At 69.7% G+C, this 25,504-nt stretch carries 22 protein-coding genes; 6 read left to right on the forward strand and 16 right to left on the reverse strand.

Going from position 1 to position 25,504, the window contains the following annotated elements:
• The 10 genes from AB0H49_RS22190 to rimP all read right to left on the reverse strand — a co-directional run bounded on the left by AB0H49_RS22190 (window position 1) and on the right by rimP (window position 10,388).
• Entirely contained in the window at window positions 1–774 is a 774-nt protein-coding gene (locus AB0H49_RS22190) for a TIGR03943 family protein (RefSeq protein WP_357253963.1), read from the reverse strand.
• Window positions 771–1,772 carry a permease gene (locus tag AB0H49_RS22195; RefSeq protein ID WP_354999457.1) on the reverse strand — a complete coding sequence of 334 codons (1,002 nt, stop codon included), beginning with the start codon at window positions 1,770–1,772 and terminating at the stop codon, window positions 771–773. The genes AB0H49_RS22190 and AB0H49_RS22195 overlap by 4 nt, the downstream gene beginning before the upstream one ends.
• A gap of 52 nt (window positions 1,773–1,824) precedes the next feature.
• Entirely contained in the window at window positions 1,825–3,198 is a 1,374-nt protein-coding gene (locus tag AB0H49_RS22200) for an MATE family efflux transporter (protein ID WP_357253966.1), read from the reverse strand.
• Window positions 3,195–4,196, reverse strand: coding sequence for a bifunctional oligoribonuclease/PAP phosphatase NrnA (locus AB0H49_RS22205; protein WP_357253968.1), 1,002 nt, complete (start codon window positions 4,194–4,196; stop codon window positions 3,195–3,197). Before AB0H49_RS22205 ends, AB0H49_RS22200 begins: the two co-directional genes overlap by 4 nt.
• A 12-nt stretch (window positions 4,197–4,208) precedes the next feature.
• The gene (gene rbfA / locus AB0H49_RS22210) at window positions 4,209–4,652 is read right to left on the reverse strand and encodes a 30S ribosome-binding factor RbfA (RefSeq protein WP_354999454.1); all 444 of its coding nucleotides are present in this window, start codon (window positions 4,650–4,652) and stop codon (window positions 4,209–4,211) included.
• Window positions 4,653–4,700: 48 nt separating this feature from the next.
• Complete coding sequence (locus AB0H49_RS22215; protein ID WP_067782782.1) at window positions 4,701–4,991, reverse strand: DUF503 domain-containing protein; 291 nt, start codon at window positions 4,989–4,991, stop codon at window positions 4,701–4,703.
• A gap of 112 nt (window positions 4,992–5,103) precedes the next feature.
• Window positions 5,104–8,118 carry a translation initiation factor IF-2 gene (gene infB / locus AB0H49_RS22220; RefSeq protein ID WP_357253970.1) on the reverse strand — a complete coding sequence of 1,005 codons (3,015 nt, stop codon included), beginning with the start codon at window positions 8,116–8,118 and terminating at the stop codon, window positions 5,104–5,106.
• A gap of 109 nt (window positions 8,119–8,227) precedes the next feature.
• Window positions 8,228–8,506, reverse strand: a complete 279-nt coding sequence (locus tag AB0H49_RS22225) for a YlxR family protein (RefSeq protein ID WP_354999452.1) — start codon at window positions 8,504–8,506, stop codon at window positions 8,228–8,230.
• 188 nt (window positions 8,507–8,694) lie between these two features.
• Window positions 8,695–9,723, reverse strand: a complete 1,029-nt coding sequence (gene nusA / locus AB0H49_RS22230; RefSeq protein WP_067782429.1) for a transcription termination factor NusA — start codon at window positions 9,721–9,723, stop codon at window positions 8,695–8,697.
• On the reverse strand, window positions 9,720–10,388 hold the full coding sequence (gene rimP, locus AB0H49_RS22235; RefSeq protein ID WP_354999451.1) for a ribosome maturation factor RimP: 669 nt from the start codon (window positions 10,386–10,388) through the stop codon (window positions 9,720–9,722). Before rimP ends, nusA begins: the two co-directional genes overlap by 4 nt.
• Before the next feature lie 181 nt (window positions 10,389–10,569).
• Between rimP and AB0H49_RS22240 the strand changes: the two genes are divergently transcribed.
• Window positions 10,570–11,196 carry a hypothetical protein gene (locus AB0H49_RS22240; protein ID WP_357253972.1) on the forward strand — a complete coding sequence of 209 codons (627 nt, stop codon included), beginning with the start codon at window positions 10,570–10,572 and terminating at the stop codon, window positions 11,194–11,196.
• Complete coding sequence (locus AB0H49_RS22245; RefSeq protein ID WP_357253974.1) at window positions 11,193–11,627, forward strand: ferritin-like domain-containing protein; 435 nt, start codon at window positions 11,193–11,195, stop codon at window positions 11,625–11,627. Before AB0H49_RS22240 ends, AB0H49_RS22245 begins: the two co-directional genes overlap by 4 nt.
• Before the next feature lie 214 nt (window positions 11,628–11,841).
• Here the strand turns inward: AB0H49_RS22245 and AB0H49_RS22250 are convergent, their stop codons facing one another.
• Together AB0H49_RS22250 and AB0H49_RS22255 are read right to left on the reverse strand one after the other, a co-directional pair.
• Window positions 11,842–13,593 (reverse strand): acyl-CoA dehydrogenase family protein, encoded by a 1,752-nt coding sequence (locus AB0H49_RS22250; protein WP_354999448.1) that lies wholly within the window; start codon window positions 13,591–13,593, stop codon window positions 11,842–11,844.
• Window positions 13,594–13,823: 230 nt separating this feature from the next.
• Window positions 13,824–15,581 (reverse strand): proline--tRNA ligase, encoded by a 1,758-nt coding sequence (locus tag AB0H49_RS22255; RefSeq protein WP_354999447.1) that lies wholly within the window; start codon window positions 15,579–15,581, stop codon window positions 13,824–13,826.
• 135 nt (window positions 15,582–15,716) lie between these two features.
• On the opposite strand from AB0H49_RS22255, the gene yaaA reads away from it, so the two are divergent.
• Complete coding sequence (yaaA, locus tag AB0H49_RS22260; protein WP_357253976.1) at window positions 15,717–16,460, forward strand: peroxide stress protein YaaA; 744 nt, start codon at window positions 15,717–15,719, stop codon at window positions 16,458–16,460.
• A gap of 81 nt (window positions 16,461–16,541) precedes the next feature.
• On the opposite strand, the gene AB0H49_RS22265 is transcribed toward yaaA, so the two are convergent.
• Window positions 16,542–17,177: a metal-dependent phosphohydrolase gene (locus tag AB0H49_RS22265; protein ID WP_357253978.1), complete on the reverse strand. Its 636-nt coding sequence runs from the start codon at window positions 17,175–17,177 to the stop codon at window positions 16,542–16,544.
• A 288-nt stretch (window positions 17,178–17,465) separates the two neighbouring features.
• Here AB0H49_RS22265 and AB0H49_RS22270 point away from each other — a divergent pair, with 288 nt between their 5' ends.
• Window positions 17,466–18,197: a hypothetical protein gene (locus AB0H49_RS22270; protein WP_357253980.1), complete on the forward strand. Its 732-nt coding sequence runs from the start codon at window positions 17,466–17,468 to the stop codon at window positions 18,195–18,197.
• 438 nt (window positions 18,198–18,635) lie between these two features.
• On the forward strand, window positions 18,636–19,049 hold the full coding sequence (locus AB0H49_RS22275; RefSeq protein ID WP_357253982.1) for a PPOX class F420-dependent oxidoreductase: 414 nt from the start codon (window positions 18,636–18,638) through the stop codon (window positions 19,047–19,049).
• 51 nt (window positions 19,050–19,100) lie between these two features.
• On the opposite strand, the gene AB0H49_RS22280 is transcribed toward AB0H49_RS22275, so the two are convergent.
• Window positions 19,101–20,561 (reverse strand): MFS transporter, encoded by a 1,461-nt coding sequence (locus tag AB0H49_RS22280; RefSeq protein WP_354999851.1) that lies wholly within the window; start codon window positions 20,559–20,561, stop codon window positions 19,101–19,103.
• A 220-nt stretch (window positions 20,562–20,781) separates the two neighbouring features.
• Window positions 20,782–22,047 (reverse strand): uroporphyrinogen-III C-methyltransferase, encoded by a 1,266-nt coding sequence (gene cobA, locus AB0H49_RS22285; protein ID WP_357253984.1) that lies wholly within the window; start codon window positions 22,045–22,047, stop codon window positions 20,782–20,784.
• Between the two features lie 466 nt (window positions 22,048–22,513).
• On the opposite strand from cobA, the gene AB0H49_RS22290 reads away from it, so the two are divergent.
• Window positions 22,514–23,977, forward strand: a complete 1,464-nt coding sequence (locus AB0H49_RS22290; RefSeq protein ID WP_354999429.1) for an MDR family MFS transporter — start codon at window positions 22,514–22,516, stop codon at window positions 23,975–23,977.
• Between the two features lie 102 nt (window positions 23,978–24,079).
• Here AB0H49_RS22290 and AB0H49_RS22295 read toward each other — a convergent pair whose 3' ends face one another.
• Entirely contained in the window at window positions 24,080–25,435 is a 1,356-nt protein-coding gene (locus tag AB0H49_RS22295) for a DoxX family protein (protein ID WP_357253985.1), read from the reverse strand.
• Window positions 25,436–25,504: the final 69 nt, after the last annotated feature.

The raw sequence follows: 25,504 nt of genomic DNA on the forward strand, positions 1-25,504 counted from the left end.
TCAGCGGCCCCGCTCGTAGGAGTGGTCGGGCCGTTCGACGCGGTGGTACTCGCGGACGACGAGCGTCGGGATCGAGTCGCGGTCGCGGCGCGCGCTGCCCGGTTCCACGACGCCGCGCACCTCGAGCCAGGTGTCCTCGTCGAGCGGCTCCTCGATGCCGGACAGGTGCAGCCGAATGTAACGGGCATCGGCCACACAGCAAGTGATCACCACGCGACCGAGGTCGATGCCGTAGCCGCGCATGCGGCGCAGCACGAAACCGCTGACGGTGATCTCCCGGCCGTCCAGCGACCGGGTGGAGTCGAGCGTCGCACGGTTCACCACCTCGGAGATCGAGAGGAAAGGAGCGGGCTCGTCGGGCAACGGCGGGTAGGCGATCAACTCCGGTTGCGCGACAACGGTATCCGGCGGACGAATCGCCGAGCTGGTCACCGCCGCCCCCGCGCCGAGTGCGGGCGGCGCGACCAGCAGCAGGGTGGCGACCGGCGCGAGCAGCAGCCACTGCACGCGCCCATGCCCGTGCTCGTGTCCGTGCTCGTGCTCGTGCTCGTGCTCGTGCTCGTGCTGATGGCGATGGTTGCTGCCGCGCGACGACCCGCGATACAGGTCGCCGATGATGGCCGCGGTGCCGAGCGCGACGATGCCGATCCCGCTGACCAGCAGGAACGGAAAGAGCCCCGGCTTCACGTAGCGCAGGTAGGTGCCGTCGAAGGTGATGCGCAGCACCGCGATTCCGATCAGCAGCAACAGCAGGTTCTGCGTTTCCCGCCTCATCGCGCACCCCCGAGGAAGACGTAACCCGCCACCGTCGCGCAGACGATCGCGACCGCGAAGGTCGACGGCGCGAACCACAGCGCGAACCGCCGCCCGAACGCGCCCGCCTGCATCGCGAACAGCTTGACGTCCACGGCGGGCCCGACGACCAGGAACACCAACCGCGGCAACAACGGCAGCGTCGACATGCTCGCCGCGACGAACGCGTCGGCCTCCGAACACAACGCGAGCACCACCGCCAGCACCGCGAGCACCACGATGGCCAGCAGCATCCGGGTGGCCAGGTGCTCGAACCAGCGCGGCGGAACCAGGACGTGCAGCGCCGCAGCGGTCGCCGCGCCCAGCACCAGGAACGCCCCGGCTTGGAGCAGATCGTGGCGGGCCGCCTCGGCGAAGACCTCGGCCCGGGTGCGGCCGGTCACGCAGTGGTCCGGTCCGCCACGCGGCAGCATCCAGGCGGGGCTGCCGAACCGCGACCACAGCAACCCCATGACGAGGGCGGTGGCCAGCGAGCCGGCGAACCGCGCCGCCACCATTCCCGGTTCGCCGGGAAACGCGACCGCGGTGGCGATCAACACCACCGGGTTGATCGCGGGCGCCGACAGCAGAAAGGCCAGCGCCACCGAACTCGGCGCGCCCTGATCGATCAGCCTGCGCGCGACCGGAACGACGCCGCATTCGCAGCCGGGCAGCGCGAGCCCCGCCAGCCCGCCGACACCGATCGCGGCGGTCTCATTGCGCGGCAACACCTTCCGCAGCAGCGCGGGCGAGACGAACGCGGCGATGGCGCCGCTGACCACCACACCGAGCACGAGAAAGGGAATGGCCTGCACGAAGACTCCGACGAACATCGTCAGCGCGGTCTGGAGCCGCAGCCGCGCGTCGATCGCCGAGGCGAGCTGGGCCTGCCAGACGATTCCCGCCACCAGCAACCCGGCGAGAACGTAGGTCGACGACACCCGGATTCGCGTGCGGCGCGCTGGCAGCTGCTCGAGCATTCCCCCATCTTGCCAGGAATGAATATCGTTTTCGAAATAGCGAACCGGACGGTCAGGCGCTGCCGCGCGGAATCTCCGCGCCCACCTGCGCCCAGCGACCCGTCAGCGTCCGCCAGACCACCGCCGCGAGCCGCAGCACCATGAAAGCGACCAGACCGGACCAGATGCCCGCGATTCCCCAGTCCAAGACGAGCGAGAGCCAGATGGCGGGCAGGAAGCCGATCAACGCGGCACCGAGCGTCGCGGTCCGCAGAAACGCGGCGTCACCGGCGCCGAGCAGCACGCCGTCGAGCGCGAACACCACACCGGCGACCGGAATGATGCCCACGAAGAACCACCACACCACGTGGGTGCGATCCAGCACCGCAGGGTCGTCGGTGAACAGCGGCGGGACGACCGCGTACCCCGCGGCGAACGCACCGGCCAACGCGAGCGCGAAGACCTCCGACCACCGCGTGACGCGCCACGCGAGCCGCCGCGCACCCACGGCGTTTCCACCGCCGAGCGCCGCACCCACCAGGGTCTGGGCGGCGATAGCCAGCGAATCCAGCGTCAGCGCAAGGAAGTTCCACAGTTGGAGGACCAGCTGGTGCGCCGCGACGGACGCCGCACCGAACCGCGACGCCACGGCCGCCGCCGACACGAAACATGCCTGAAAGGCCAAGCTGCGCATGATCAGGTCGCGGCCGAGCACCAGTTGGGCGCGCATCACCGCCCACTGCGGAACCAGCGAAACGCGTTCGCGCACCAAGGCTCCCAGGAACAGCGCGGCCGTCACCGTCTGCCCGGCGACATTCGCCACCGCCGAGCCGGGCAATCCGAGTGTGGGCGCGCCGAGCAAGCCATGCACCAGCACCGGGCACAGCACCGCCGAAAGCACAAGACCGGCAACCACATACAGCAGCGGACGACGGGTCTCCTGAACACCGCGGAACCACCCGTTGCCCGCCATCGCGATCAGAATGAGCGGCACGCCGAACAGCGCGATCCGCACCCAGGGCAGCGCCTCGGCGGCGATGTCCCCGCCGCCCGCGATGGCGCTGGTCAGCGGAACGGCGAACGCCTGCACCGTGATCAGGATCAGCAGGCCGACCAGCACCGCGAGCCAAGTGGCCTGCACGCCCTCGGCCACCGCGCCGCGCTCGTCGCCCGCGCCGTGCCTGCGGGCGGCCCGCGCGGTCGTTCCGTAGGACAGGAAGGTCAGTTGGGTGCTCACCTGCGCGAGGATCAAGCCGCCGACGGCCAGTCCGGCCAGCGCCAGCGCGCCGAGCCTGCCGACCACCGCGAGATCGAACAGCAGGTAGATCGGTTCGGCGACCAAGACGCCCAGCGTGGGTAGCGCGAGGCCGAGAATGCGCCTCGGCCCGGCCTCGGCGGGATCGGCATCGCTCTCGGCACTGACGCCCGCGATATCCCGCGTGCTCATCCGAGCGCCGCGAGCAGTGCCCGCACCACGTCCTCCGGGCGTCCGTCGGTGGTGTACCCGGCCGCGTAACGGTGCCCGCCGCCGCCGAGCGCGGTCGCCACCTCCGCGACGTCGACACCGTCCTGCGCGCCGGGCCCGGAATCGCGGGACCGCAGCGACACGGTCCAGCGGCCGTCGACCGTGCGCGACTCCTTGAACACCGCGGCCACCCCGGCTTCGGCCGTGGTGCGAACGATATCGATGACGCTCTCGACCTCCTCCGACCGCACGCCGGTGACGTCGTCGCGGCGCACGAACGCGTACGCCAACCCGGTGCCGCTCCGCGCGCCGGGCTCCAGCCGGGCCGTGCCGAGCACCCGTGACAGCATCGGCAGCCAGTCGAACGGATGGGTGTCCAGCAGCGTGCGCGCGATCTCGGCGCCGTCGATCCCGGTGGCGAGCAGCCGTTCGGCCAGCTGGTGGGTTCCGGGCCGCACCCAGCGGAACGAGCCGGTGTCGGTGACCAGGCCCGCGTACAGGCAGTGCGCGACCTCGGCATCGATCGGCACGCCCCAGGCGTCGAGCAACCGGGCGATCAGGCTGGTCGTCGATTCCGCGCCCGAGTCCACCACGTTGATCGCACCGAAGCGGGTGTTCGAGCGGTGATGGTCGAGCACCAGCGCCGTCACCGCGCCGGACAGCCGGTCGGCCAGCGCGCCGAGCCGCCCCGCGCTGCCGCAGTCCACCGCGACGAGCAGGTCCACTTCGCGCGGCACCTCCGCGGGCCGGACCAGATGCTCGATCCCGGGCAGCGAGCGCATGGAAGCGGGCAGTTCGGCGGGCTCGGCGAACGACACCCACACCGGGATCCCGCGCCGATGCAGCACGAGCGCCAGCGCCAGACCGCTGCCGATGGTGTCGGCGTCGGGTTGCACATGGCACAGGATGGTGACCGATCCGGCGGCGTTCAGCGCCGCGACGGCCGCGTCGAGTTCGGCCTTGTTACCGCTCGTCGTCATCCGTGTCGCGCGTCACTCGGCGCTGTCGCGCTCGACCTTGTACGGATCGGCCTCGCCCGCGGGCCGCGCGTTGGCGGCCGTCCTTGCCACCGCGTCGTCGGCGGCCCTGGCGCGGGCCAGCAGCTCCTCCATCTCGCGCGCGGCGTCGGGCACCTTGTCCAGCACGAACGCCAGCGTCGGCGTGAACTTCACCCCGGTTCCCGCCCCCACCTTGGAACGCAGCACACCCTTGGCCTTCTCCAGACCGGCGGCCGCGGCCGCGTAATCCGGTTCGGCTTCGAGGGTTTCACCCATCACCGTGTAGTACACCGTGGCCTCGCGCAGATCACCGGTGACCTTCGCGTCGGTGACCGTCACGAAACGCAGCCGCGGATCCTTCACCTCGTATTCGATCGCGGTGGCGACGATCGAGGAAATCCGCTTCGCGAGTCGGCGTGCCCTGGCTTGATCCACCATGGCCGTCTCCTCCTCACTGTTGTCTGTATTCGGTTGGCGTCGCGGGGCTCAGTCTTCGGGCCCGAAGATCCGGCGGCGTACTGCCAGCAACTGTAACTCCGGGCGCGCCGCGACGTGCCTCTCACATTTGTCGAGCACCTCGGTCAGGTGATCCATGCCGGCACTGACCATGGCCACTCCCAGCAACGAGCGCCGGTACCGATCGTGTTCCCCGCCCTCGGCCGCGCTCACGCCGAAGCGTTGCAACTCGGCCAGTATCGGCCGGATGACCGACCGCTTCTCCTTCAGCGAATGGACGTCGCCGAGCAGTATGTCGAACTCCAGTGCACCTAGGTACACCCACACACCTTTCAGTGTTCTAGGCCGAACCGAACACCGCACCTCGCGCCCGGCGCCCCGCCGTAGGAGCGGGGCCTCGGACGCTGGTGCGGTGTTCGAATACTCGGACCGGTCAGTCGCGCGGCTTCTCGCGGAGCTCGTACGCCTCGATGACGTCGCCCTCCTTGATATCGGAGTAGGTCAGCGTCATACCGCACTCGTAGCCCTCGCGGACCTCGGTCGCGTCGTCCTTCTCCCGCTTCAGCGAGGAGATGGTGACGGTCTCGGCGATCACCACGTTGTCGCGCAGCAGACGCGCCTTGGCGTTGCGCTTGACCGACCCGGAGGTGACCATGCAGCCCGCGATGTTGCCGACCTTCGACGAGCGGAAGATGGCCCTGATCTCGGCGCGACCCAGCTCGACCTCTTCGTAGATCGGCTTGAGCATGCCCTTGAGGGCCTTCTCGATCTCGTCGATGGCCTGGTAGATCACCGAGTAGTACCGGATGTCGACGCCCTCGCGGTTGGCCAGCTCGGTCGCCTTGCCCTCGGCGCGCACGTTGAACCCGATGATGATCGCGTTCGACGCCGAGGCCAGGTTGACGTTGGTCTCGGTGACGCCACCGACACCGCGGTCGATGACCCGCAGCCGCACTTCCTCGCCGACCTCGATACCCATGAGGGCCTCTTCGAGGGCCTCGACGGTACCGGAGTTGTCGCCCTTGAGGATCAGGTTCAGCTCCGAAGTCTCCTTCAGCGCGGCATCCAGATCTTCCAGGCTGATCCGCTTGCGGCTGCGCGCGGCCAGCGCGTTGCGCTTGCGCGCGTTGCGGCGGTCGGCGATCTGGCGAGCGATACGGTCCTCGTCGACGACGAGCAGGTTGTCACCGGCGCCGGGCACCGAGGTGAAACCGACGACCTGGACGGGCCGCGACGGCAGCGCCGCCTCGACGTCGTCGCCGTGCTCGTCGACCATGCGGCGCACGCGACCGTAGGCGTCGCCCGCCACGATCGAGTCGCCGACGCGCAGCGTGCCGCGCTGGATGAGCACGGTCGCCACCGGACCACGGCCGCGGTCGAGGTGCGCCTCGATGGCGACACCCTGGGCGTCCATGTCCGGGTTGGCGCGCAGGTCGAGGGCCGCGTCCGCGGTGAGCAGGACGGCCTCGAGCAGTGCGTCGATGTTGGTGCCCTGCTTGGCGGAGATGTCGACGAACATCGTGTCGCCGCCGTACTCCTCGGCCACCAGGTTGTACTCGGTCAGCTGCTGCCGGATCTTCTCCGGGTTCGCGCCTTCCTTGTCGATCTTGTTGACCGCCACGACGATCGGCACGTCGGCCGCCTGCGCGTGGTTGATCGCCTCCACCGTCTGCGGCATGACGCCGTCGTCGGCGGCGACCACCAGGATCGCGATGTCGGTGGCCTTCGCACCGCGGGCACGCATGGCGGTGAACGCCTCGTGACCCGGGGTGTCGATGAAGGTGATCAGTCGGTCGTCGTCGCCGAGGTGGGTCATCACCTGGTAGGCGCCGATGTGCTGGGTGATGCCACCGGCCTCGCCCTCGCGGACGTTGGCCTTGCGGATCGTGTCCAGCAGTCGGGTCTTACCGTGGTCGACGTGACCCATGACGGTCACGACCGGGGGACGGACCTGCAGGTCCTCCTCGTCGCCCTCGTCCTCGCCGTAGGTGAGGTCGAAGCTCTCCAGCAGCTCGCGGTCCTCGTCCTCGGGGCTGACCACGTGCACGACGTAGTTCATCTCGCTGCCGAGCAGCTCGAGGGTCTCGTCGTTCACCGACTGGGTCGCGGTGACCATCTCGCCGAGGTTGAACAGCGCCTGGACCAAAGCGGCCGGGTTGGCGTCGATCTTCTCCGCGAAGTCCGACAGCGACGCGCCACGGGCGAGCCGGATGATCTCGCCGTTGCCGCGCGGCAGCCGCACGCCGCCGACGGCGGGCGCCTGCATGCTCTCGTACTCGGCGCGCTTCGCCCGCTTCGACTTGCGACCACGACGCGGGGCGCCACCGGGACGACCGAACGCACCGGCCGCACCGCCACGGCCACCGGGACCACCCGGGCGACCGCCGCCGCCACCGGGACGACCACGGAAACCACCGGCCGCGGGAGCACCCGCACCGGCACCGGGCGCACCGGTGCCGCCGCCACCACCGCGGTAGCCGCCGCCACCGCCGGGACGACCGGCGCCACCGGCGCCGCCACCCGGACGACCGGGACGACCCGCACCGGCGCCGCCGGGACCCGGACGGGCCGAACGCTGCGGCATCGCACCGGGATTCGGACGCGGAGGCATCGAGCCGGGGCTCGGACGGGGACCACCGGGACGGGGGCCGCCACCCTGGGCAGCGGCCGGACGCGGACCGGCCTGGCCGGGACCCGGACGCGGGCCGCCCTGAGCCGGACCGGGACGCGGGCCACCCTGCGCGGGACCCGGACGCGGGCCGCCCTGGGCCGGACCTGGGCGGGGACCGCCCTGAGCCGGACCCGGACGTGGACCGCCCTGGGGCGCCGGACGCGGGGCGCGCTCGGGCGCGGGCGTCGACGAGTAGGGGTTGTTACCGACGCGCGGGGTCTTGGGGCCGGGCTTCGGCCCACCGGGACGCGGACCACCCTGCGCGGGCGCACCGGGACGCTGCTGCTGGCCCGGACGCGGCGCACCCGGGGTCGGGCGCGGACCGGACGGAGCGGGCGCGGCCTTGGCGGCGGGCGCCGAGTCCTGCGCGGGCGCGGCGGGGCCCGGCTTCACGGCCGGACCGGGGCGCACACCGTCACCGGGACGGGTGGTGGCCGGGCCGGGAGTCGCGGCGGCCTGGGCCGCGGGCGCGGCCGGGGACGACGCGGCGGCTTGCGCCGGAGCCGGGGTACGTGGGCCGGGGCGCGGACCGCCCGCGGCGGGCTTCGCGGCCGGACGGGCCGACGAAGCGGGCCCGGGGCGCGCCCCGGACTTGGAGTCTGCCGCCGGCGCGGACTTCGCCGCCAGCGACTCGCGCAGCCGACGGGCGACGGGCGCTTCCACCGTCGAGGACGCCGACTTCACGAACTCGCCCTGCTCCTTGAGCGTTGCGAGTAGTTCTTTGCTCGTGACACCGAGTTCTTTGGCCAACTCGTGCACGCGGGCCTTGCCTGCCACTGCTCTCCTCACTGAGAGGTCGAGCAGTGCCACCGTTTCAGGGGACGGCGGCCCGCACGACCTCGGGTTATCTCCGATGGACGTTCATCGTTGGTACTTCACGGTGTGCTCATGAGTGCTCGTGCCTGTTCTCGAGGTAATGCTCCAGGGCTGAGATATCCAGATGTCCGGACACTCGTAGTGCTCTGCCGAATGCTCGGCGCCGTTCTGCGGTGCTCAGACAAGACGAAAGGGGGTGCAACCAGGCACCCCTCCCGGGAAGTCTGTGCCGCGGATCGGGAACGATCACGACGATACGGGATCCGTCGCCGGTTTCCCGATCTTGTGCCACGATCCGCAACAGATCGACGGCCAACTCGCGCTTCCGACATCCGATACACGTGCGCACCGGGGCCGACCGCCGCTCGGAAGCGGGGAGTCGATCGGTGGTGCGTTCGAGCGAAGAAGCCGAAGGCTCGTGCTGAACCTGGGACCACTGTACCGCTGCCCGGCCCCGAACGCCGAACCCCTCCCCCGCGGAAGTTACCAACATGTCATCCCCGGGGCGGGATTCCCTGTTCGCGGTGTGAGCTTCGCTCAACTGCGATGCGCCTCCGTCCGCACGCCGCCGCCCACGTCCGGGGCCGCGTCGCTGCGAATATCGATCCGCCAGCCGGTCAAACGCGCGGCCAAGCGGGCATTCTGGCCCTCCTTGCCGATCGCGAGCGAGAGCTGGAAGTCGGGCACCACCACGCGGGCCGCGCGGGCGTCGGGGTCGACGATAGTGACGGAAACCACTTTCGACGGCGAGAGCGCGTTGCCGACGAAGGCGGCCGGATCCTCGGCGTAATCGATGATGTCGATCTTCTCGCCCGCCAGCTCGCTCATCACGTTGCGCACGCGCTGGCCCATCGGGCCGATACAGGCGCCCTTGGCGTTGACGCCAGGCACGGTGGAGCGCACCGCGATCTTGGAGCGATGCCCGGCCTCGCGGGCCACCGCGACGATCTCGACCGAGCCGTCGGCGATCTCCGGCACTTCCAGCGCGAAGAGCCTGCGCACCAGATTCGGGTGGGTGCGCGAGAGGGTGATCTGCGGGCCGCGCGGGCCGCGGGAGACGCCGACCACGTAGCACTTGATGCGGTCACCGTGTTCGTATGTCTCGCCGGGCACCTGCTCGGCGGGCGGGATCAGCCCCTCGGTGCCGTGCAGCTCGCTGCCGATGCGCACCACCACGGTGCCGCGGGCGTTGGCGCGCGCGTCGCGCTGCACCACACCGCCGACGATGTCGCCCTCGTGGGTGGAGAACTCGCCGAAGGACTTCTCGTTCTCCGCGTCGCGCAGCCGCTGCAACACGACCTGGCGCGCGGTGGTCGCCGCGATCCGGCCGAAACCCTCTGGGGTGTCGTCCCATTCGGAGATCACGTTGCCATCGGCGTCGAGTTCGCGCGCCATCACCCGGACCACGCCGGTCTTCTGGTTGATGTCGATGCGCGCGTTGGGCTGGTGGCCCTCGGTGTGTCGATAGGCGGTCAGCAGCGCCGACTCGATCGCGGAGATCACCGTCTCGATCGAGATCCCCTTGTCGGCGACGATCGCGCGCAGGGCTTCGATTTCGATGTTCATTCCACGATCCCTTCGGTCGAATCGGACGCTGTTACGGGTAGTGCATCGGTGTTTCCTCGGGCATCCGCGGCGTCGTCGACCGCGAGAGCATCGTCGTCGTGCCCCGGTTTGGGACGACCTGGCGTCACCCCGCCCGCCAGCTCCAGCTCTCGCTCGCCGGGCGCGGAGAACTCGACCTGGACGACAGCCTCTGCGATATCGGCCAGCGGCACGTGCACCCGGTGCGGGTTGCGTTTGCCGCCGAGCACCAGCGCCACCGAATCCTGCGCCAGCGCACCGACTCGCGCCTCGAACCGCGCCGAACCCCCCGGTTCCGGTGGTTCGGCCCCCGGTCTGAGCGTGACGCGGACCTTGCGGCCCTGCGCGCGGCGCCAGTGCCGGTCGGCGGTGAGCGGGCGGTCGATGCCGGGGGTCGTGACTTCCAGCAGGTAGGGCGTCTCGCCGAAATCGCCCGCGTCGTCGAGCAGCAGCGAGAGTTCCGAGCTGAGGGTGGCGATGGTGTCGAGATCGGCGGTACCGTCGCTGTCGACGGTGACCTTCACCTTGGCCTGCGCGTCCGCGTGCTTGCCTGCCCTCGAGATCTCGACGCCCTCGAGGTCGAATCCCCGGCGTTCGACGAGCTCAGCAACGAGCTGGCTCACCCTTTCCTCGGTCGGCATCGGCATGTGGGGCGGCTCCTGGTTCAGTTGTGACGCGGTCGGAATTTTCTGTACCGAAGGTCTAGCGTAACGCGCCACGAGAGTGTAAAGGACCAGCGGCCCGAGACATGCGTCCCGGGTGCGCGGCGCGCAGGGCGGGTCGCTCGGCGTGACCGGAGTGGTCGGACCGGTCTGGCACGATGGTGCCGTGCCTCTCCGCCTCCTCGCCCCGCCATCGGCCGGGCGCACCTTCGGCAGCCGGGTCGACCGGCACGCGTCCCAGGACCCCCTAGCGCATCGTGTCCCCCTCGTCGACCGCCGCACCGCGTTGCGGCTCGCGGGCGGCGGAGCGTTCGGCGCCCTCGCGCTCGGCGCCGCGACGGGCTGCGCGGACGAATCCGTATACGAACCCGATCCGCTTGCCGCACAAGAGATCTCGGCCCGAACCGACGCCGCGGCGGCGACCGCGGCGATCGCGCTCGCTCCCCAGCGGCAGGCCGTGCTGAGCACGATCGCGAACGAACGCACCGCGCACGCGGACGCGTTGCGAACCGAGATCGCCCGCGCCGTCGGCGTCTACGGCGACGGGACCACCCCGGCGCGCAAGACCCGGGACAACGCCCTGCCGTTCGCCGCGGTCACGACCGGCCCCGAGACGACAGGTACGGACGTGCCACCGATCTCCCCGCCGAGCCTCGACCAGTTGCGCGGGCAGCTCGCCCGCTCGCGTAAGTCCGCGGCCGATCTCGCGGTGACCCAATCCGGTTACCGCGCGGGGCTGCTCGCCTCGATCAGCGCGGCCTGCGCCGCGCACGCCGGGGTGTTGCTGGCATGACCGACGCCGAACGCCAAGCCCTGCTCGACGCGCTCACCGCCGAGAACGCCGCGGTCTACGCCTACGGCGTGATCGCCGCGTTCGCCTCCGCCGAGCGGGATCGCCTCATCGCCGAGAACACCGCGGCGCACCGGGCCCGCCGCGACACCACCGTCGACGCGCTGCGTGCGGCGGGAGCGAGCGCACCGCCGCCGGAACCCGCCTACACGATGCCGTTCCCGGTGGACGGTCCCATCGACGCGGCGCGACTGGCCGTCACCGTCGAGAAGGACACCGCGGTCGCCTGGCGCGCGGTGGTCGAGCACGGCGAATCCGAACCGACCCGCCGCATCGGTGTCGACGCGCTCACCGAGTGCGCACTGCGCATGGCCGCGTGGCAAGCGATTCTCGGCGCGAACCCGCCGACCGTCGCCTTCCCCGGCCAGCCCTGAGACCGGTCCGGTAGCCCGACGTTCGCCGCTCGCTCGGCGAGCCGCCCACGCGGCTGAGATCTTCCAGCTGCGCGACGGTCTTTCAGCTGCGCGCGACCTGGCAGCTTCGACCATCGGTCGCTGGGCGAAGTCCCGACTCGCGCGCCTCGGCCACGGTCCGATCGAGGTCCGAAAGCGGGTGCGGCCGAAAAGTATTCGGCCGCACCCGGCTCGCTCAGGGGCGCATCTCGTAGGCGCCGTCGTAGGACGCCACCTGCGCCCACACCCGGTCGAAACGCTCCCGGTCGACCTCGGGGGTGCGCAGCGCCGCAACCGCCCACTCCCGCTGCGCGGCGGTGGCGGACGCCTTGCCGTACAGGGTGGTGGCGTGCGCGTTGAAGTCGCGGATCTGGAAGTCGAAGATCTGGTCGAGCACGTCGCGGTCCAGGCCGGTGATCGCGGCCTGTTCCAGGATCAGCTGGCCGTAGACCACCAGGGAGAACAGGTGGCCGATGGTGAGCATGAAGTCCAGGTCCTGCTGCTGCGCCTCGTCGGGGGCCGCGGTGGCCATCAGGTCGCGCAGCGCCTTGGCCTGCTCGTAGAAGCGCGCCACGTTCGCGGCGTCGGAGTGCTTCTGGTACACCGGGTTCCAGTCCGCGAACTGCACTCGGCCCGCGCCGCGAGCCGGGCCCTGCCGCCAGAAGAACTCGTCGTCGGCCGCGTCCTGGCGGGTGCCGACCTCGGGGTAGTCCTTCGCGTTGAACAGGTAGTTGGGCAGGAACTTCAGGATCTGCCCGACGTTCACGTGCACCGTGCCCTCGAGCCGGGGCAGGGTGTTGATCAGGCGCTGCACCTCGTTGAAGTAGGTGTTCTTCTCGAAGCCCTTGGCCGCCAGGACATCCAGCAGCAGGGTCATGACCACCTCGCCCTCGGAGGTCACCTTGGACTTGGTCATCGGGTTGAACAGCAGGTAGCGCCGGTCGTCCAGGCTCGCGGTGCGGAAGTAGTCCACGGCGCGGTCGCTGAACAGCTTCATGGCGATGATGCGGCTGTAGGCGTCGACGAAATTGCCACGCACATGCGGGAAGTCGGTGACGAGCTTGCCGTAGAGCACGCGGTTGTTGGCGTGCGTGATGGCCTCGTAGAAGGAGTGCTCCACCATGCCGATACCGCCGTGGCACAGGTTGAACTTGCCGACGTTGACGGTGTTCAGCGCCGCGGAGAACGCCTCGGGACCGGTGTGCAGGATGTCCTCGGCGCGCACCGGGTAGTTCTCCAGCCGGAACGTGCTCACGTACATCTGCTCGTTCACGACGTTGTCGATGAGGTGGTAGTTCTCGTGGCGGCTGTCCGCGGCGAACCAGATGTAGCCGTCGGCGCCCTCGATGTCACCGCGCCGGGAGAACACCGAGACCATGCTGGCCACATTGCCGTTGCCGATGTAGTACTTGGCGCCGTTGGCGCGGAACAGGATTCCGGCCTCGGCGTCGGCACTGCCCGGCTCGGTGGGGGTGAGCACCATGTCGGTGTTGTAGATGTCCGCGCCGTGCGACTGCTCGGACAGCGCGAAGGCCATCACCTGTCCGTCGGCCAGGTCGGCGGCAGCGCGCCGCTTGGCCGCCTCGTTGTCGCTCTGCCAGATCGGGCCGAGGCCGAGGATGGTCACCTGCTCGGCGTACCAGTAGGCCAGGCCGTAGAAACCGAAGATCTCCGAGAGCGCGGCGTTGCGCGCGGCGTCCCAGCGGCGGTTCTCGTCGCCGTCGGCGTACGCCGCGGGGGTCAGGAAGGTGGCGAAGAGCTTCTCCTTGGCGACGAACTCGAGGAAGTCCGCGGTGAACACGGCGTTGTGATCGTCGGCTAGCAGCTGCCGCTTGCCGCGGCTCTCGAACCACTCGATGGTGGCCTTCAGCAGGCGGCGGGTCTCCGCGTCGAAATGCTGCGGATCGTAGGTGGCCGGGTTGAACAACAACGCCTCGGTGTTCGTCATGCCGGTTAACTTACCAGCGGGTAACAGCAGCGTGTGGTGGGTATGTCAGTTAGCAGACCGGCAAATCTAGCCTACGGAAGCGTAAGGAGAGGGCGACTGTCCAACCTTCTCACGCCGGGCGGACCCGGATGCGAGACTCAGTCGAGGCCCGGAGTTTCCGAGACAGTCCCAAAACGAACGCCGCCCCGGTCCACCGTGGTGACCGGGGCGGCGAACGATGCGCGAGCGGATCAGCCGCGGATCTTCGCGACCACCGTCTCGACGGCGGAGCCCGCCGGAATCTCCTCGGCCTCGCCGGTGAAGCGGTTGCGCAGCTCCACCTTGCCCTCGGCCCAGCCGCGGCCGATGACGAGAACCCAAGGCATGCCGAGGAGTTCGGCGTCCTTGAACTTCACGCCGGGCGAGGCGGTGCGGTCGTCGAAGAGCACGTCGAGACCCTGCGCGTGCAGGCCGGACACCACGTCCTCGGCGCCCGCGCGGGCCGCCTCGTCCTTGTTCGCGATGACGACGTGCACGTCGAACGGCGCGATCTCGGCGGGCCAGCGCAGACCCTTTTCGTCGTGCTGCTGCTCGGCGATCACCGCGACCATGCGCGAGATGCCGACGCCGTAGGAGCCCATGATCAACCGCACCGGCTTGCCGTTCTCGCCGAGTACGTCGACCTCGAAGGCGTCGGTGTACTTGTAGCCGAGCTGGAAGATGTGCCCGATCTCGATGCCGCGCGCGGACACCAGCGTGCCGCGCCCGTCCGGTGAGGGGTCGCCGTCGCGGACCTCGGCGGCCTCGATGGTGCCGTCCGGGGTGAAGTCGCGACCCGCGAGCAGGCCGACCACGTGCTTGCCCTCGCTGTCCGCGCCGGTGATCCAGGACGTGCCGGTCACCACCCTGGGGTCGACCAGGTAGCGGATGCCGTTCTCCTGCAACGCCTTCGGACCGATGTAGCCCTTCACCAGGAACGGGTTGGCGGCGAAGTCGGCCTCGGTGAGCAGCTCGACCTCGGCGGGCTCGATCGACGCGCCGAGGCGCTTGTCGTCCACCTCGCGGTCGCCGGGGATGCCGATGCCGACGATCTCGGTCTTGCCGTCCGGGTGGCGCAGCTTGACCATCACGTTCTTCAGGGTGTCGGCCGCGGTGACCGGCCTGCCGTACTGCTCGGCGATGCCCGCGGCGTTGGCCCACTCGACCAGCGTGGCGATGGTCGGGGTGTGCGGGGTGTCGTGCACGACGGCCTCGGGCCTGCCCTCGATCGGCTGCGCTTCGGGAGCGGGCGTGATCACCGCCTCCACATTGGCCGCGTAGCCGGACTCGCGGCAGATCACGTAGGTGTCCTCACCCACGGGGCTGTCGGCGAGGAACTCCTCCGAGGCGCTGCCGCCCATCGCGCCCGAGGTGGCGGCCACGATGACGTACTCGACGCCGAGCCGGTCGAAGATGCGCTGGTAGGCCTCGCGGTGCGCGTTGTAGCTGGCCTTCAGGCCATCCTCGTCGAGGTCGAAGGAGTAGGAGTCCTTCATGACGAATTCGCGCCCGCGCAGGATGCCCGCGCGGGGACGCTCCTCGTCGCGGTACTTGGTCTGGATCTGGTACAGCGCGACGGGCAGATCCTTGTACGAGTTGTACTCGCCCTTCACGGTGAGCGCGAACAGCTCTTCGTGAGTGGGGCCGAGCAGGTAGTCCGCGCCCTTGCGATCCTGCAGCCGGAACAGCGCGTCGCCGTATTCGGTCCACCGGTTGGTGGTCTCGTACGGGTCGCGCGGAAGCAGCGCGGGCAGCGAGATCTCCTGCGCGCCGATGCCGTTCATCTCCTCCCGGACGACGTCCTCGATCTTGCGCAGCACCTTCAGACCCAGCGGCAGCCACGAGTAGACGCCCGGGGCGATGCGGCGGACGTATCCGGCGCGCACGAGAAGTTTGTGACTGGGCACCTCGGCGTCGGCGGGGTCGTCGCGCAGGGTACGCAGGAAGAGGTGGGAGAGGCGGGTGATCACGGGTCCACAGCGTAGTCTCCGGCCACCGCGTCTCCGCAACGCGTTATCCATTTCGGGGCGCGTGGGCTGTGTTCATGATCGCGTCGCGCTACCGCGTCCGGTTCGCCGCGACTCGCGCCGGTACCGTATCGCCTCGTGCTGGTGCTGCTACCTCCCTCCGAAACCAAGTCCGACGGCGGCGCGGGCGGGCCCCTGGACCTGGACTTGCTCGCCATTCCGCAGCTCACGCCGGTGCGCGACAAGCTGGTGACCGAACTGGTGGAGCTGGCCGCCGATCCGGCTGCCTCCCGCGCGGCACTCGGGCTCGGCAAGGGGGCCGACGCCGAGATCGCCAGGAACGCGGCGCTGCGCACGGCCGCGACCCGGCCAGCGCTGGAGCGCTACACCGGCGTCCTCTACGACGCGCTGGACGCGAAGTCCTTCACCAAAGCGCAACGCGCCAAGGCGTACGCGCGGCTCGGCATCGGCTCGGCGCTGTTCGGCGCGGTGCGGGCGGGCGACCCGATCCCCGCCTACCGTCTCTCCGGCGGCTCCAAACTGCCGGGTCTGCCGACCCTCTCCGCAGTCTGGCGCGACGTCCTGCCGGACGCCCTGGTGGCCGAAGCCGCGGGCGATCTCGTCGTCGACCTGCGCTCGGGCACCTACCAGCAACTGGGCCGCGTCCCCGGCGCCGTCACCGCGAACGTCCTCACCGAGCACCCCGACGGCAGCCGCACCGTGGTGAGCCATTTCAACAAGCACCACAAGGGTCTGCTGGCCCGGGCGCTGGTCCTCACCCGCGCCGAACCGACCGACGTTCGCGGTGTGGCCCGAGTCGCGGAGAAGGCCGGGCTGCGCACCGAGATCGCCTCTCCCACCGAACTTCTCATCATCACCTGAGGCGCTCGGGCAGCTTGTCGTCGACTCACCCACGTCGAGAGGTCACAGCGTCTGCGCGGCGTGGCCTGCGAACCGCGGAGCTCAGCGGGGCGGCTCGGCCAATGCGGCGATCTCGCGGCGGAGGTTGCCGCGGGCGGCGGATTCGTAGCGCCGCCTGGCGGATTCGGTGTGGAACAAGTGGGGTTGGCGGGCAAGGCTTTCGAGGACGGCGGCGCGGCCCGCGCGGAAGAGGTCGTCCGGAACGTGGGCGTATTCGGCGCGGACCGCTGCCGCGTACGCGGCATAGCCGGGCTCGTCGGCGGCAAGCACGGCGAGGTCGGCGTCGCACAGGACGCCGCCGTTGTGGTCCTCCGGTTCTGGGTCGTGGGATTTCGTGAGACGCACCAAACGGCCCACTTCGCGCACGAGTTCGGTTGGCGCGCCTATCTTCTCGAGCATCACCTCGGCGAGTTCGGCGCTGAGCTCCTCGTTGTCGGCGCGGTCGACGGCGTACACCGCATCGTGGAAGAACGCCGCGTAACGCACGGCGTCCGCGTCGTCGGCCTGGTCGGCCAGCTCGTCGATGACGCGGAGCATGGCCGCCAAGTGCTCGACGGTGTGATAGCGCCGGTGCGGTTCGCTGTAGCGGCGCACCAGGTCTTCCCCGACCGGCTCGGCAGCGGGACCGGCCAGCGCCGTCCACCGCTCCAACAGCGCCCGCTCCACCTCAGGTGACATCCGCCCAGTCTTCTCCACGGGAACGCTGGCGACAACGCCTCCGGCAATGGAATTCGTCACCGCACGAACCCATTCACTGTCGCCGCAAGAGCACGGGCCAACCGCGCTGATCGCACCACCGCGACAGCCGACGGCCCACCGACTACCTGCCCGGAAAATGAGATGCGCCGTCCACCACCCCGCCGGTACCGTCACCACGGCGACGACGGGGGGATTCCGAAATCTGGCGTCGCCCGAATTCAATCGAAGCGTCCGGGCACCTCGCCGTGGCGCGATCGGGGAGGACGAATGACCAAGCTGAATCAGATCATCGCGGTGGAGAAGGGCGTCAAGAGCGCCGCGTTGCGCGAGCTCGCCGAGACCCAGAACCTGCTGCAGAAGCCGTCGCTACTGGCCGGCATCACCCGCACCTACCAGCCGAAGGACGAAGAGGGCGAGCAGCTTCCGCCGGAGGCGACCCGGGTGCAGGTGAAGTCCGAGGAGGTGCTGCGGCAGACCGCCGCCACGCTGACCCGCCTTTTCGACGTGACCGCGACCAAGGACTGGGCCAACCGCACCGCCGCGGCCGACGTGGTGGTGGACGGCGAGACCATCCTCGACGACGTCCCGGTGCCGTACCTGCTGTTCCTGGAGAAGCAGCTCGCCGATCTGCTGACCTTCGTCAAGCGGCTCCCGGTGCTCGACGCCGCCGAGGCCTGGGGATTCGACGATTCCTCCGACACCTGGCGCACCGAGCCGGTCCGCACCATCCGCACCAAGAAGGTGCCGCGCAACCACGTGAAGGCCGAGGCCACCGACAAGCACCCGGCCCAGGTCGAGGTGTACTACGAGGACATCGCCGTCGGCTACTGGACCACGGTGAAGTTCTCCGGCGCGCTGCCCGCACGGCGCGTGAACGAGGTGGTCGGCCGGATCGAGAAGCTGGCGCAGGCGGTCAAGTTCGCCCGCGAGGAGGCCAACGCCGCGGAGGTCACCGACCGCAAGACCGGCAAGGTGATCTTCGACTACCTGTTCCGCTGACAACCCGAGAACTCCCCCGCGCCGCGGGGGATGCGCGAAGAGCGCAAGCTCAAACTGAAGATCAGCCTGAAGCCACGGGCCGGCCGCCGAGCGGGCGGGCCGCGGCGCAAGCTCAGACTATCGCTCCAGATTGAGTATTCGCCGCCGACGACCGGTTCTCGAGGAGAGGACGCGAAGCGACGAGGTGCGGGTTCAAAACCCGCTCTCCGCGCCCATGCGGAGGTGGTCCAAACGTAGGACGCGTCGCGGTGAGAGTGATCCGATCCCACCGACACCGGTAGGCGACATGGGCGGCACACCGAGGCCCGGGGGCGGGCAAAGCTCCCGGGTCTTCCATGTTCGACCCGCCGAAACCGTTCCGCGACAAGGGGTTGAAGCCCGAGCGCAGGTTCACGGCATACGGGAATGCGCGGCCGCGTCCGGGTGTTCCCCCGAGACATGACCGGTACAGCTGCGCTCTCCGACGACCTGAAGAAGTACCTCGACGAGTCGAAGGTGTTCGCCACGGTGGCCACCGTCGGCGCGAACGGGCAACCGCATCTCACTGTGATCTGGCTCGAGCGCGACGGCGACGACCTGCTGTTCTCCACCACGGTGGCGCGTCAGCAGGCGAAGAATCTGGCCAGGGACCCGCGAGTGACCCTGCTGATCAACCCGCCCGAGAACCCCTACGTCTATGCCGAGATCCGCGGCACCGCCACCCTGACGCCGGATCCGGACAAGGCCCTGCCCAACAAGCTCTCGCTGAAGTACACCGGCAAGAACTACGCCGACTTCAACCCGGCCTCGGTCGAGGACGCCGAACGGCTCATCGTCCGCGTCACCCCGCGCAAGGTGGCCGGACGGCTCTGACTCGCGTCACTCGCACAAGGTGGCCGGACCGTGCTGAGACAGGAATCGAGCTCAGGCCCGCTGCGCTTCTTCCTGGGCGTGGTGGGCCTGCGCGACCTGCTGCGGCGTGTACCGCAGCGTCAACGCGATCAGGCCGATCACCACGGCGACGCCCGCGCAGACCGCGAGCACGAGCGTGTACCCGCTGCCGAGCGCGACGATCTCCGCCGAGTTCATATCCGAGGCCTTACCGGTCTTGCCGCCGAGCGACAGCGTGCGCGAGACCGCGATCGGCGTGAGGACGCCGATCGCCAGCGGCGTGCCCAGGTTCATGAACATCTGCCCCACCGCGGCGAGCGGACCGATGTCGTTGGGCGGCACGCCGACCAGCACGCACAGCGGCGAGACCACCATCGCGACGCCGACGCCGAAACCGATGACGACGAGCAGGATCAACAGCGTCGGCCAATAGGTCACGTCGCGTTCCAGCGTCGAACCGAACAGCAGGCCGAGGGCGAGCACCACGGCCGAGCTCGCGAGCAGCCAGCGCGGCGCGACCATCATCGCCAGCTTCGACGCCATCGCCCCGCCGAGGCCGATGCCGACGGTGAACGGGATCGAGGCCACGCCCGCTTCCAGCGGTCCGTAGCCGACGACGTTCTGCAGGAACTGCGCGACGAAGTAGGTCATCGCGCCGAGCACACCGCCCGAGAGCAGGATCAGCAGGAAGGTGGTGACGCGGTCACGGCTGTCGAACAGCGACCACGGCAGCAGTGGATTGTCGACATTGCGCTCGGCGAGCACGAACACCACGAGCAGCACCGCGCCGCCGATCAACGAGCCGATGATGACCGGGTTGCTCCAGCCCATCGCGGGCCCCTCGGTGGCGCCGAAGACGATGGCGGCGCAGGCCAGGGTGCCGAGCACGGCGCCGCGCACGTCCAGGGTCACGCGGTGATGGGCGGTGTCGGACAGGCAGTACACCGCGCCGAGCACGATGAGCAGGCCGATCGGCACGTTGATCAGGAAGATCCAGCGCCAGGACAGCTGCGTCAGCGCGCCGCCGACCACGAGACCGCCGACCGACCCGATGCCGACCATCGACCCGACGATCGCGATCGCCTGATTCCTCGGCTTACCGGGCGCGAAAGTCGTTGCAACCAGCGCCAATGCGGCGGGTGCCGCGACCGCCGCGCCTGCGCCCTGCACCGCGCGCGACGCGATCAACATCGCGGGCCCTTGGGCGAGCCCGCACGCCAGCGAGGCCAGGGTGAACAGGCCGACGCCGTAGATCAGCATGCGTTTGCGGCCGAAGGCGTCGCCGAGTCTGCCGCCGAGCAGCATGAGTCCGGCGAAGGTGAGTCCGTAGGAGGTGACCGTCCACGCGCTGCCCGCGCTGGTCAGTCCCATCTGATCCTGCAGACGCGGCAGCGCGAAGATCACCACCGTGCCGTCCAGCACGACCATGAGCTGCAGCCCGCTCAAGACTAGGATCGCGAGCCCGAAGGCCCGCTGCGTCACCGGGTACTGCATCGTCGCAGCGGGATTATCGAGCACAGGGAGTCACTGTAATTGATAGCCGAGGCGCGTCGACCCCGGCCGCGGTGAAGGCCGACCCTCGCCGCACACGAATCTCCCGCGCCGCACGGTGCTGTGCGGCGTCGACTTTGCCCGTCGATCCGGCCGGTGCCGCGCTCATCGCTGTTCGACTGGATGGCGGAGGCGAGCGCCCGCGCCAGCCGGGCCGATGGGGTTATTTCGCGGAGAACCCGGCGGTCGGTCCGATCACCACGATCGCGGGCGGCCGGATGCCCTCCTCGCGAACTCGCGCGGCCACGGTGCCGAGGTCCGCGCGCAGCACCCGCTGGGTGCGCAGCGTGCCCTCCTGGATGACGGTCGCGGGGGTGTCGGCGGGGCGTCCGCCGTCCAGCAACGCGGCGGCGAACTGCTCGATCCGCTCCACCGCCATCATCAACACCAGGGTGCCGCGCAGCCGGGCCAATGCGGGCCAGTCCACCAGCGAATCCGGGTGATCCGGCGCGACGTGCCCGCTGACCACCACGAACTCGTGCGTGACGCCGCGGTGAGTCACCGGGATGCCCGCGGCGGCAGGCACCGAAATGGGGCTGGTGACACCGGGAACGACGGTCACCGGGATGCCCGCCTCCACGCAGGCCTCCAGCTCCTCGTAACCGCGACCGAACACGTACGGGTCGCCGCCCTTGAGCCGCACCACGAACTTGCCCGCCTTGGCGCCCTCGATGAGCGTGGCGTTGATCGCCTCCTGCGCCATCGCGCGGCCGTACGGGATCTTCGCCGCGTCGACGACCTCGACATCGGGGCCGAGTTCGGCGAGCAGTTCCGGGGGCGCGAGGCGGTCGGCGACGACCAGGTTCGCCCGCGCCAGCAGCCTGCGGCCGCGCACGGTGATCAGGTCCGGGTCGCCGGGGCCGCCGCCGACCAGGGCGACGCCGGGCGTGACGGGCGACGAATCATCGGTCACCACACCGGATTGCAGCGCCTCGAGCAGCGCGGTGCGCACCGCGGCCGAGCGGCGGTGCTGTCCGCTGGCGAGGACGCCGAGGGTCAGACCGTCGTAGCGGGCGGTGGCGGGGGTGACCGCGGTGCCGAGCCGGGCGACGTCGGCGCGCACGCAGAACACGCGACGCCGGTTGGCCTCCTCGACGACGGCGGCGTTGGTCTCCGGTTCGTCGGTGCAGGCGATCGCGTACCAAGCGCCGTCCAGGTCGCCGTCGGCGTAGGCGCGCAGCGTGACGGTGAGCTGCCCGGAGGTGGCCATGCCCTCGACCGCCGGGGTGACGTCGCGGCTGATGACGTGCACGTCCGCGCCCGAGGCGATGAGCAGGCCGAGCCTGCGCTGGGCCACCGTGCCGCCGCCGACCACGACGACGCGGCGGCCGTTCAGATCGAGCCCCACCAGGTAGTTCGGGTCGCCCGTTTGCTGGGCGGCGGACTGGGATACCGCCTGTTCCTCGGCGTTGTCTGACGTGTTCGGCACAGTGTTCGAGCCTACGGCCTGCCCGCGACGCACCGGCAATCAGAGGCGGGAATCGTGCCGAACTGGTGCGTTGTCGCACTGCGGCGGGTCTGCGGCGGTGAGAAGCGAGACGGCCCAGAGGCTCTCGGCCCGGCCCGGCAAACGGTGGGCTGTTCATGCTGTAGCTCAGCTGGGGCAGCCGGTCGAGTTCGGTCGGCCACAGGCCGATCGAGGACAAAGTGACGAGCGTCACCACGACGGTTGTCGATGGACGAAAAAGGCTGGTGAAGGGGTACTTTCGACGGTGCTCCACGGAGCTGGTCGTGGGAAAATCGGCTGAATCTTGTCAGAGGCGACTGGAACACTGGCGCGGCCCGATGAGTTGACCGGACCATCCCCGTCTTCTCCTGTAGGCCGAGACACACGGTGGTGACTCGTCCAGGGCCAACCCCTCGTCTTTCGCTTACGACCACCCCGGAGGTAACCGATGTCAGCCGTCCAATCCGCCAGTCCGACCGGGCGGCGGACGCCGACCGTCATCCTCTTGTTGGTGCTCGCGACCTTCGTGGTGATCCTCAACGAGACCATCATGATCAACGCGATTCCGCGTCTGATGGCCGATCTCGAGGTCACCGAGCGGTCGGCGCAGTGGGTCTCCACCGCGTTCATGCTCACGATGGCGGCCGTCATCCCGGCCACAGGCTGGTTCCTGCAGCGGGTCACCACCCGCCGCGCCTACGCGATCGCGATGGGCGTCTTCCTCGCGGGCACCGCCTTGTCCGCCGTCGCCCCGACGTTCGAAGTGCTGCTGCTCGGGCGGATCGTCCAGGCGGGCGGCACCGCGGTCATGATGCCGCTGCTGATGACCACCCTGATGACGGTGGTGCCCGAACACGATCGCGGGCGGGTCATGGGCAACGTCACCCTCGCCATCTCGGTGGCGCCCGCCATGGGACCGGTCCTGTCCGGACTGGTGTTGCAGGTCGGCTCGTGGCGCTGGCTGTTCGTGCTGGTGCTGCCGATCGCGGGCGCGGTCACCTGGCTGGGGCTGCGGCGACTCGAGAACATTGGCGAACCGCAGACCGGCGCGATCGACGTGTCCAGCGTGGCGTTGGCCGCCATCGGCTTCGGCAGCCTGGTGTACGGCCTCAGCCGGTTCGAGGCGGACCGCATCGCCGCGCCCGCGGTGATCGTCGCGGTCGGACTCGCCCTCATCGGCGTGTTCGCCGCCCGCCAGCTGCGCCTGCAGCGCACCGGAACGCCGCTGCTGGATCTGCGCATCCTGCTGATCGGCACCTACGCCAAGGCGCTGCTGCTCATGTCGATCGCGTTCCTCGCGATGCTCGGCTCGATGATCCTGCTGCCGCTGTACCTGCAGAACCTGCGCGGCCTGAGCCCCCTCGCGACGGGTCTGCTTGTCATGCCCGGCGGCCTCGCCATGGGTCTGCTCGGCCCGACCATCGGCCGCCTGTTCGACCGCTTCGGTGGCCGTGTCCTGGTGATCCCCGGTTCGGTCGGCATCGCCGCGTCCCTGGCCGGTTTCACCCAGATCTCGATGACCATGCCGTACTGGCAGCTGCTCGGCCTGCACATCCTGCTCATGGTGTCGCTGGCCGCGGCGTTCACGCCCGTCTTCACCCTGGGCCTCGGCGCGCTCCCGCAGCACCTCTACTCGCACGGCAGCTCGATGCTCGGCACGCTCCAGCAGGTCGCCGCGGCCTTCGGCACCGCCTTGGTCGTGACCGTCATGTCCGCCCGCAGCACCACACTGATCGAGGGCGGCGCCGAACCGGTCGCCGCCCACCTCGACGGCATGCGCCTCGCCTTCGGAATCTCCGCCGCGCTGGCGCTGGTCGTGATCGTGATGGCGGTTCTGCTGCCGAGCCGCTCGCACGCGCCGGAGGAGTCGCCCGAGACCGAGCAGGACGCCGTCGAGCTGATCAAGGGCTGATCCGCTCGACTTCCGTCCGCCGATCCGGCCGGGTCAGCTCACGGGCTGACCCGGCCGGTTCAGTTCTGACTCCACCCCCTGGTCGACCGCTGACCCACCGGATCAATTCAGGTTCGGAATCTCCTGAATCCAGTGGAAACGCGGTCCGCGCAAAGGGAATTCGTTTAGGTCGAACTCGTCCAGCGTCACCGTGACCGCCCTCCCGCCGAGATCGCCACGCAAGGCGAGCCGATCGGGCGCGGGCTGCTCGAAGGTGAACGTCGCCACCGGCGTCGGCTGAGCCTCCGGCGAGGTCGGCGGCGCGGTCATCGTGATGGTGCGCGCGGTGGTGTCGACGTCGGCGATGGTCGGCACGAAAGTATCATCCATCCGCTGATAGCTGGTGACGAACTGGTCGAACACCAACCGCTGCCAGCGGGTGGGTTCGGTCGTCAACGGCGGAAGGGGGTGACCGTCGACGGTGAACTCGGTGACGTTCCAGATCCCATAGAGCGCGGGTTTCGGTGCGCCGTAACCGTATTCGTGCCAGGATTCCCACGCGACATACGTCGCGCCGGAACAGGTCCACACTCCGAGCGCTACCTGCAACACCGCCGCGATCCGGTTCGACCGCGCCGAACGGAACAACAACGGCTGTGCGGCCGGTTCCGAAGGTCGTTCCAGCACAAGCACATTCGCCAACCGCCGAGTCTGCGGCGCGAGCACCACCAGCGAGAGCAGCATCAGGTGGAAGGACAGGATCTTGACCGGCACGTCATAGGTCATGTTCAGCACGAAGACCTGCGCCATGCTCACCAGACTCAGCATCGCGCCGACGGTCGCGGTGCGCGGCCAGAACAGCAGCAGACCGCCGAGCACCTCCGCGATGCCGAGCAGCATCTGGTAGGACGGCGACGCGCCGACCTGATTCCACAGGACCTCGGTCATGCTGAGGTTGCCGTAGGGCTGGAGCAGTGTGGTGAGCGAGGGATAGGGCATCTGGTTCGGCACCGCCTTGGCGAAGCCGTACCACAGCATCTGCCCGCCCAGGCAGAGCCGGAGGAACACGACGAACCAGCGGCCGAGGACCGCGTAGTCGGCACGGCGGCGGTCGAGCACCGACCACACCGCCGTAGCGACGGCCGCGACGACCAGCATGCAGAAGATCAGCACCCAGACGATGGTCTGATCACCGCTGCCGCTTTCGTGAATCATCGCGTCGACGCCGAAGACGCGCTCGCCCACCCACCTGACCACCGGCTCGACCGCGTTCATCTGCCACTGGATCGCCGAGTCCGGCAGCCAGCGCATAGCGATGCCCGCGAAGACGAACAGGATCTGCGCGAACGTCAGACAGAACAGCAGCAGATAGACGAAGCCGAACCGGAAACCGATCCGCGCCGGTAGCGACCATCGGGGCGACGGATCCACCGCACCCTCGCTGTCTCGCTCGAGCACCTGCGTGCCGATGGCGCTCACAGCGACACCCCGCCGAGCCTCGACCCCGCGAAACACGCGGACACCGAGTTCATGGTTCGCTCCCGCACG

Origin of the sequence: Nocardia sp. NPDC050713 (assembly GCF_040654315.1) — a bacterium.
GTDB lineage: Bacteria > Actinomycetota > Actinomycetes > Mycobacteriales > Mycobacteriaceae > Nocardia.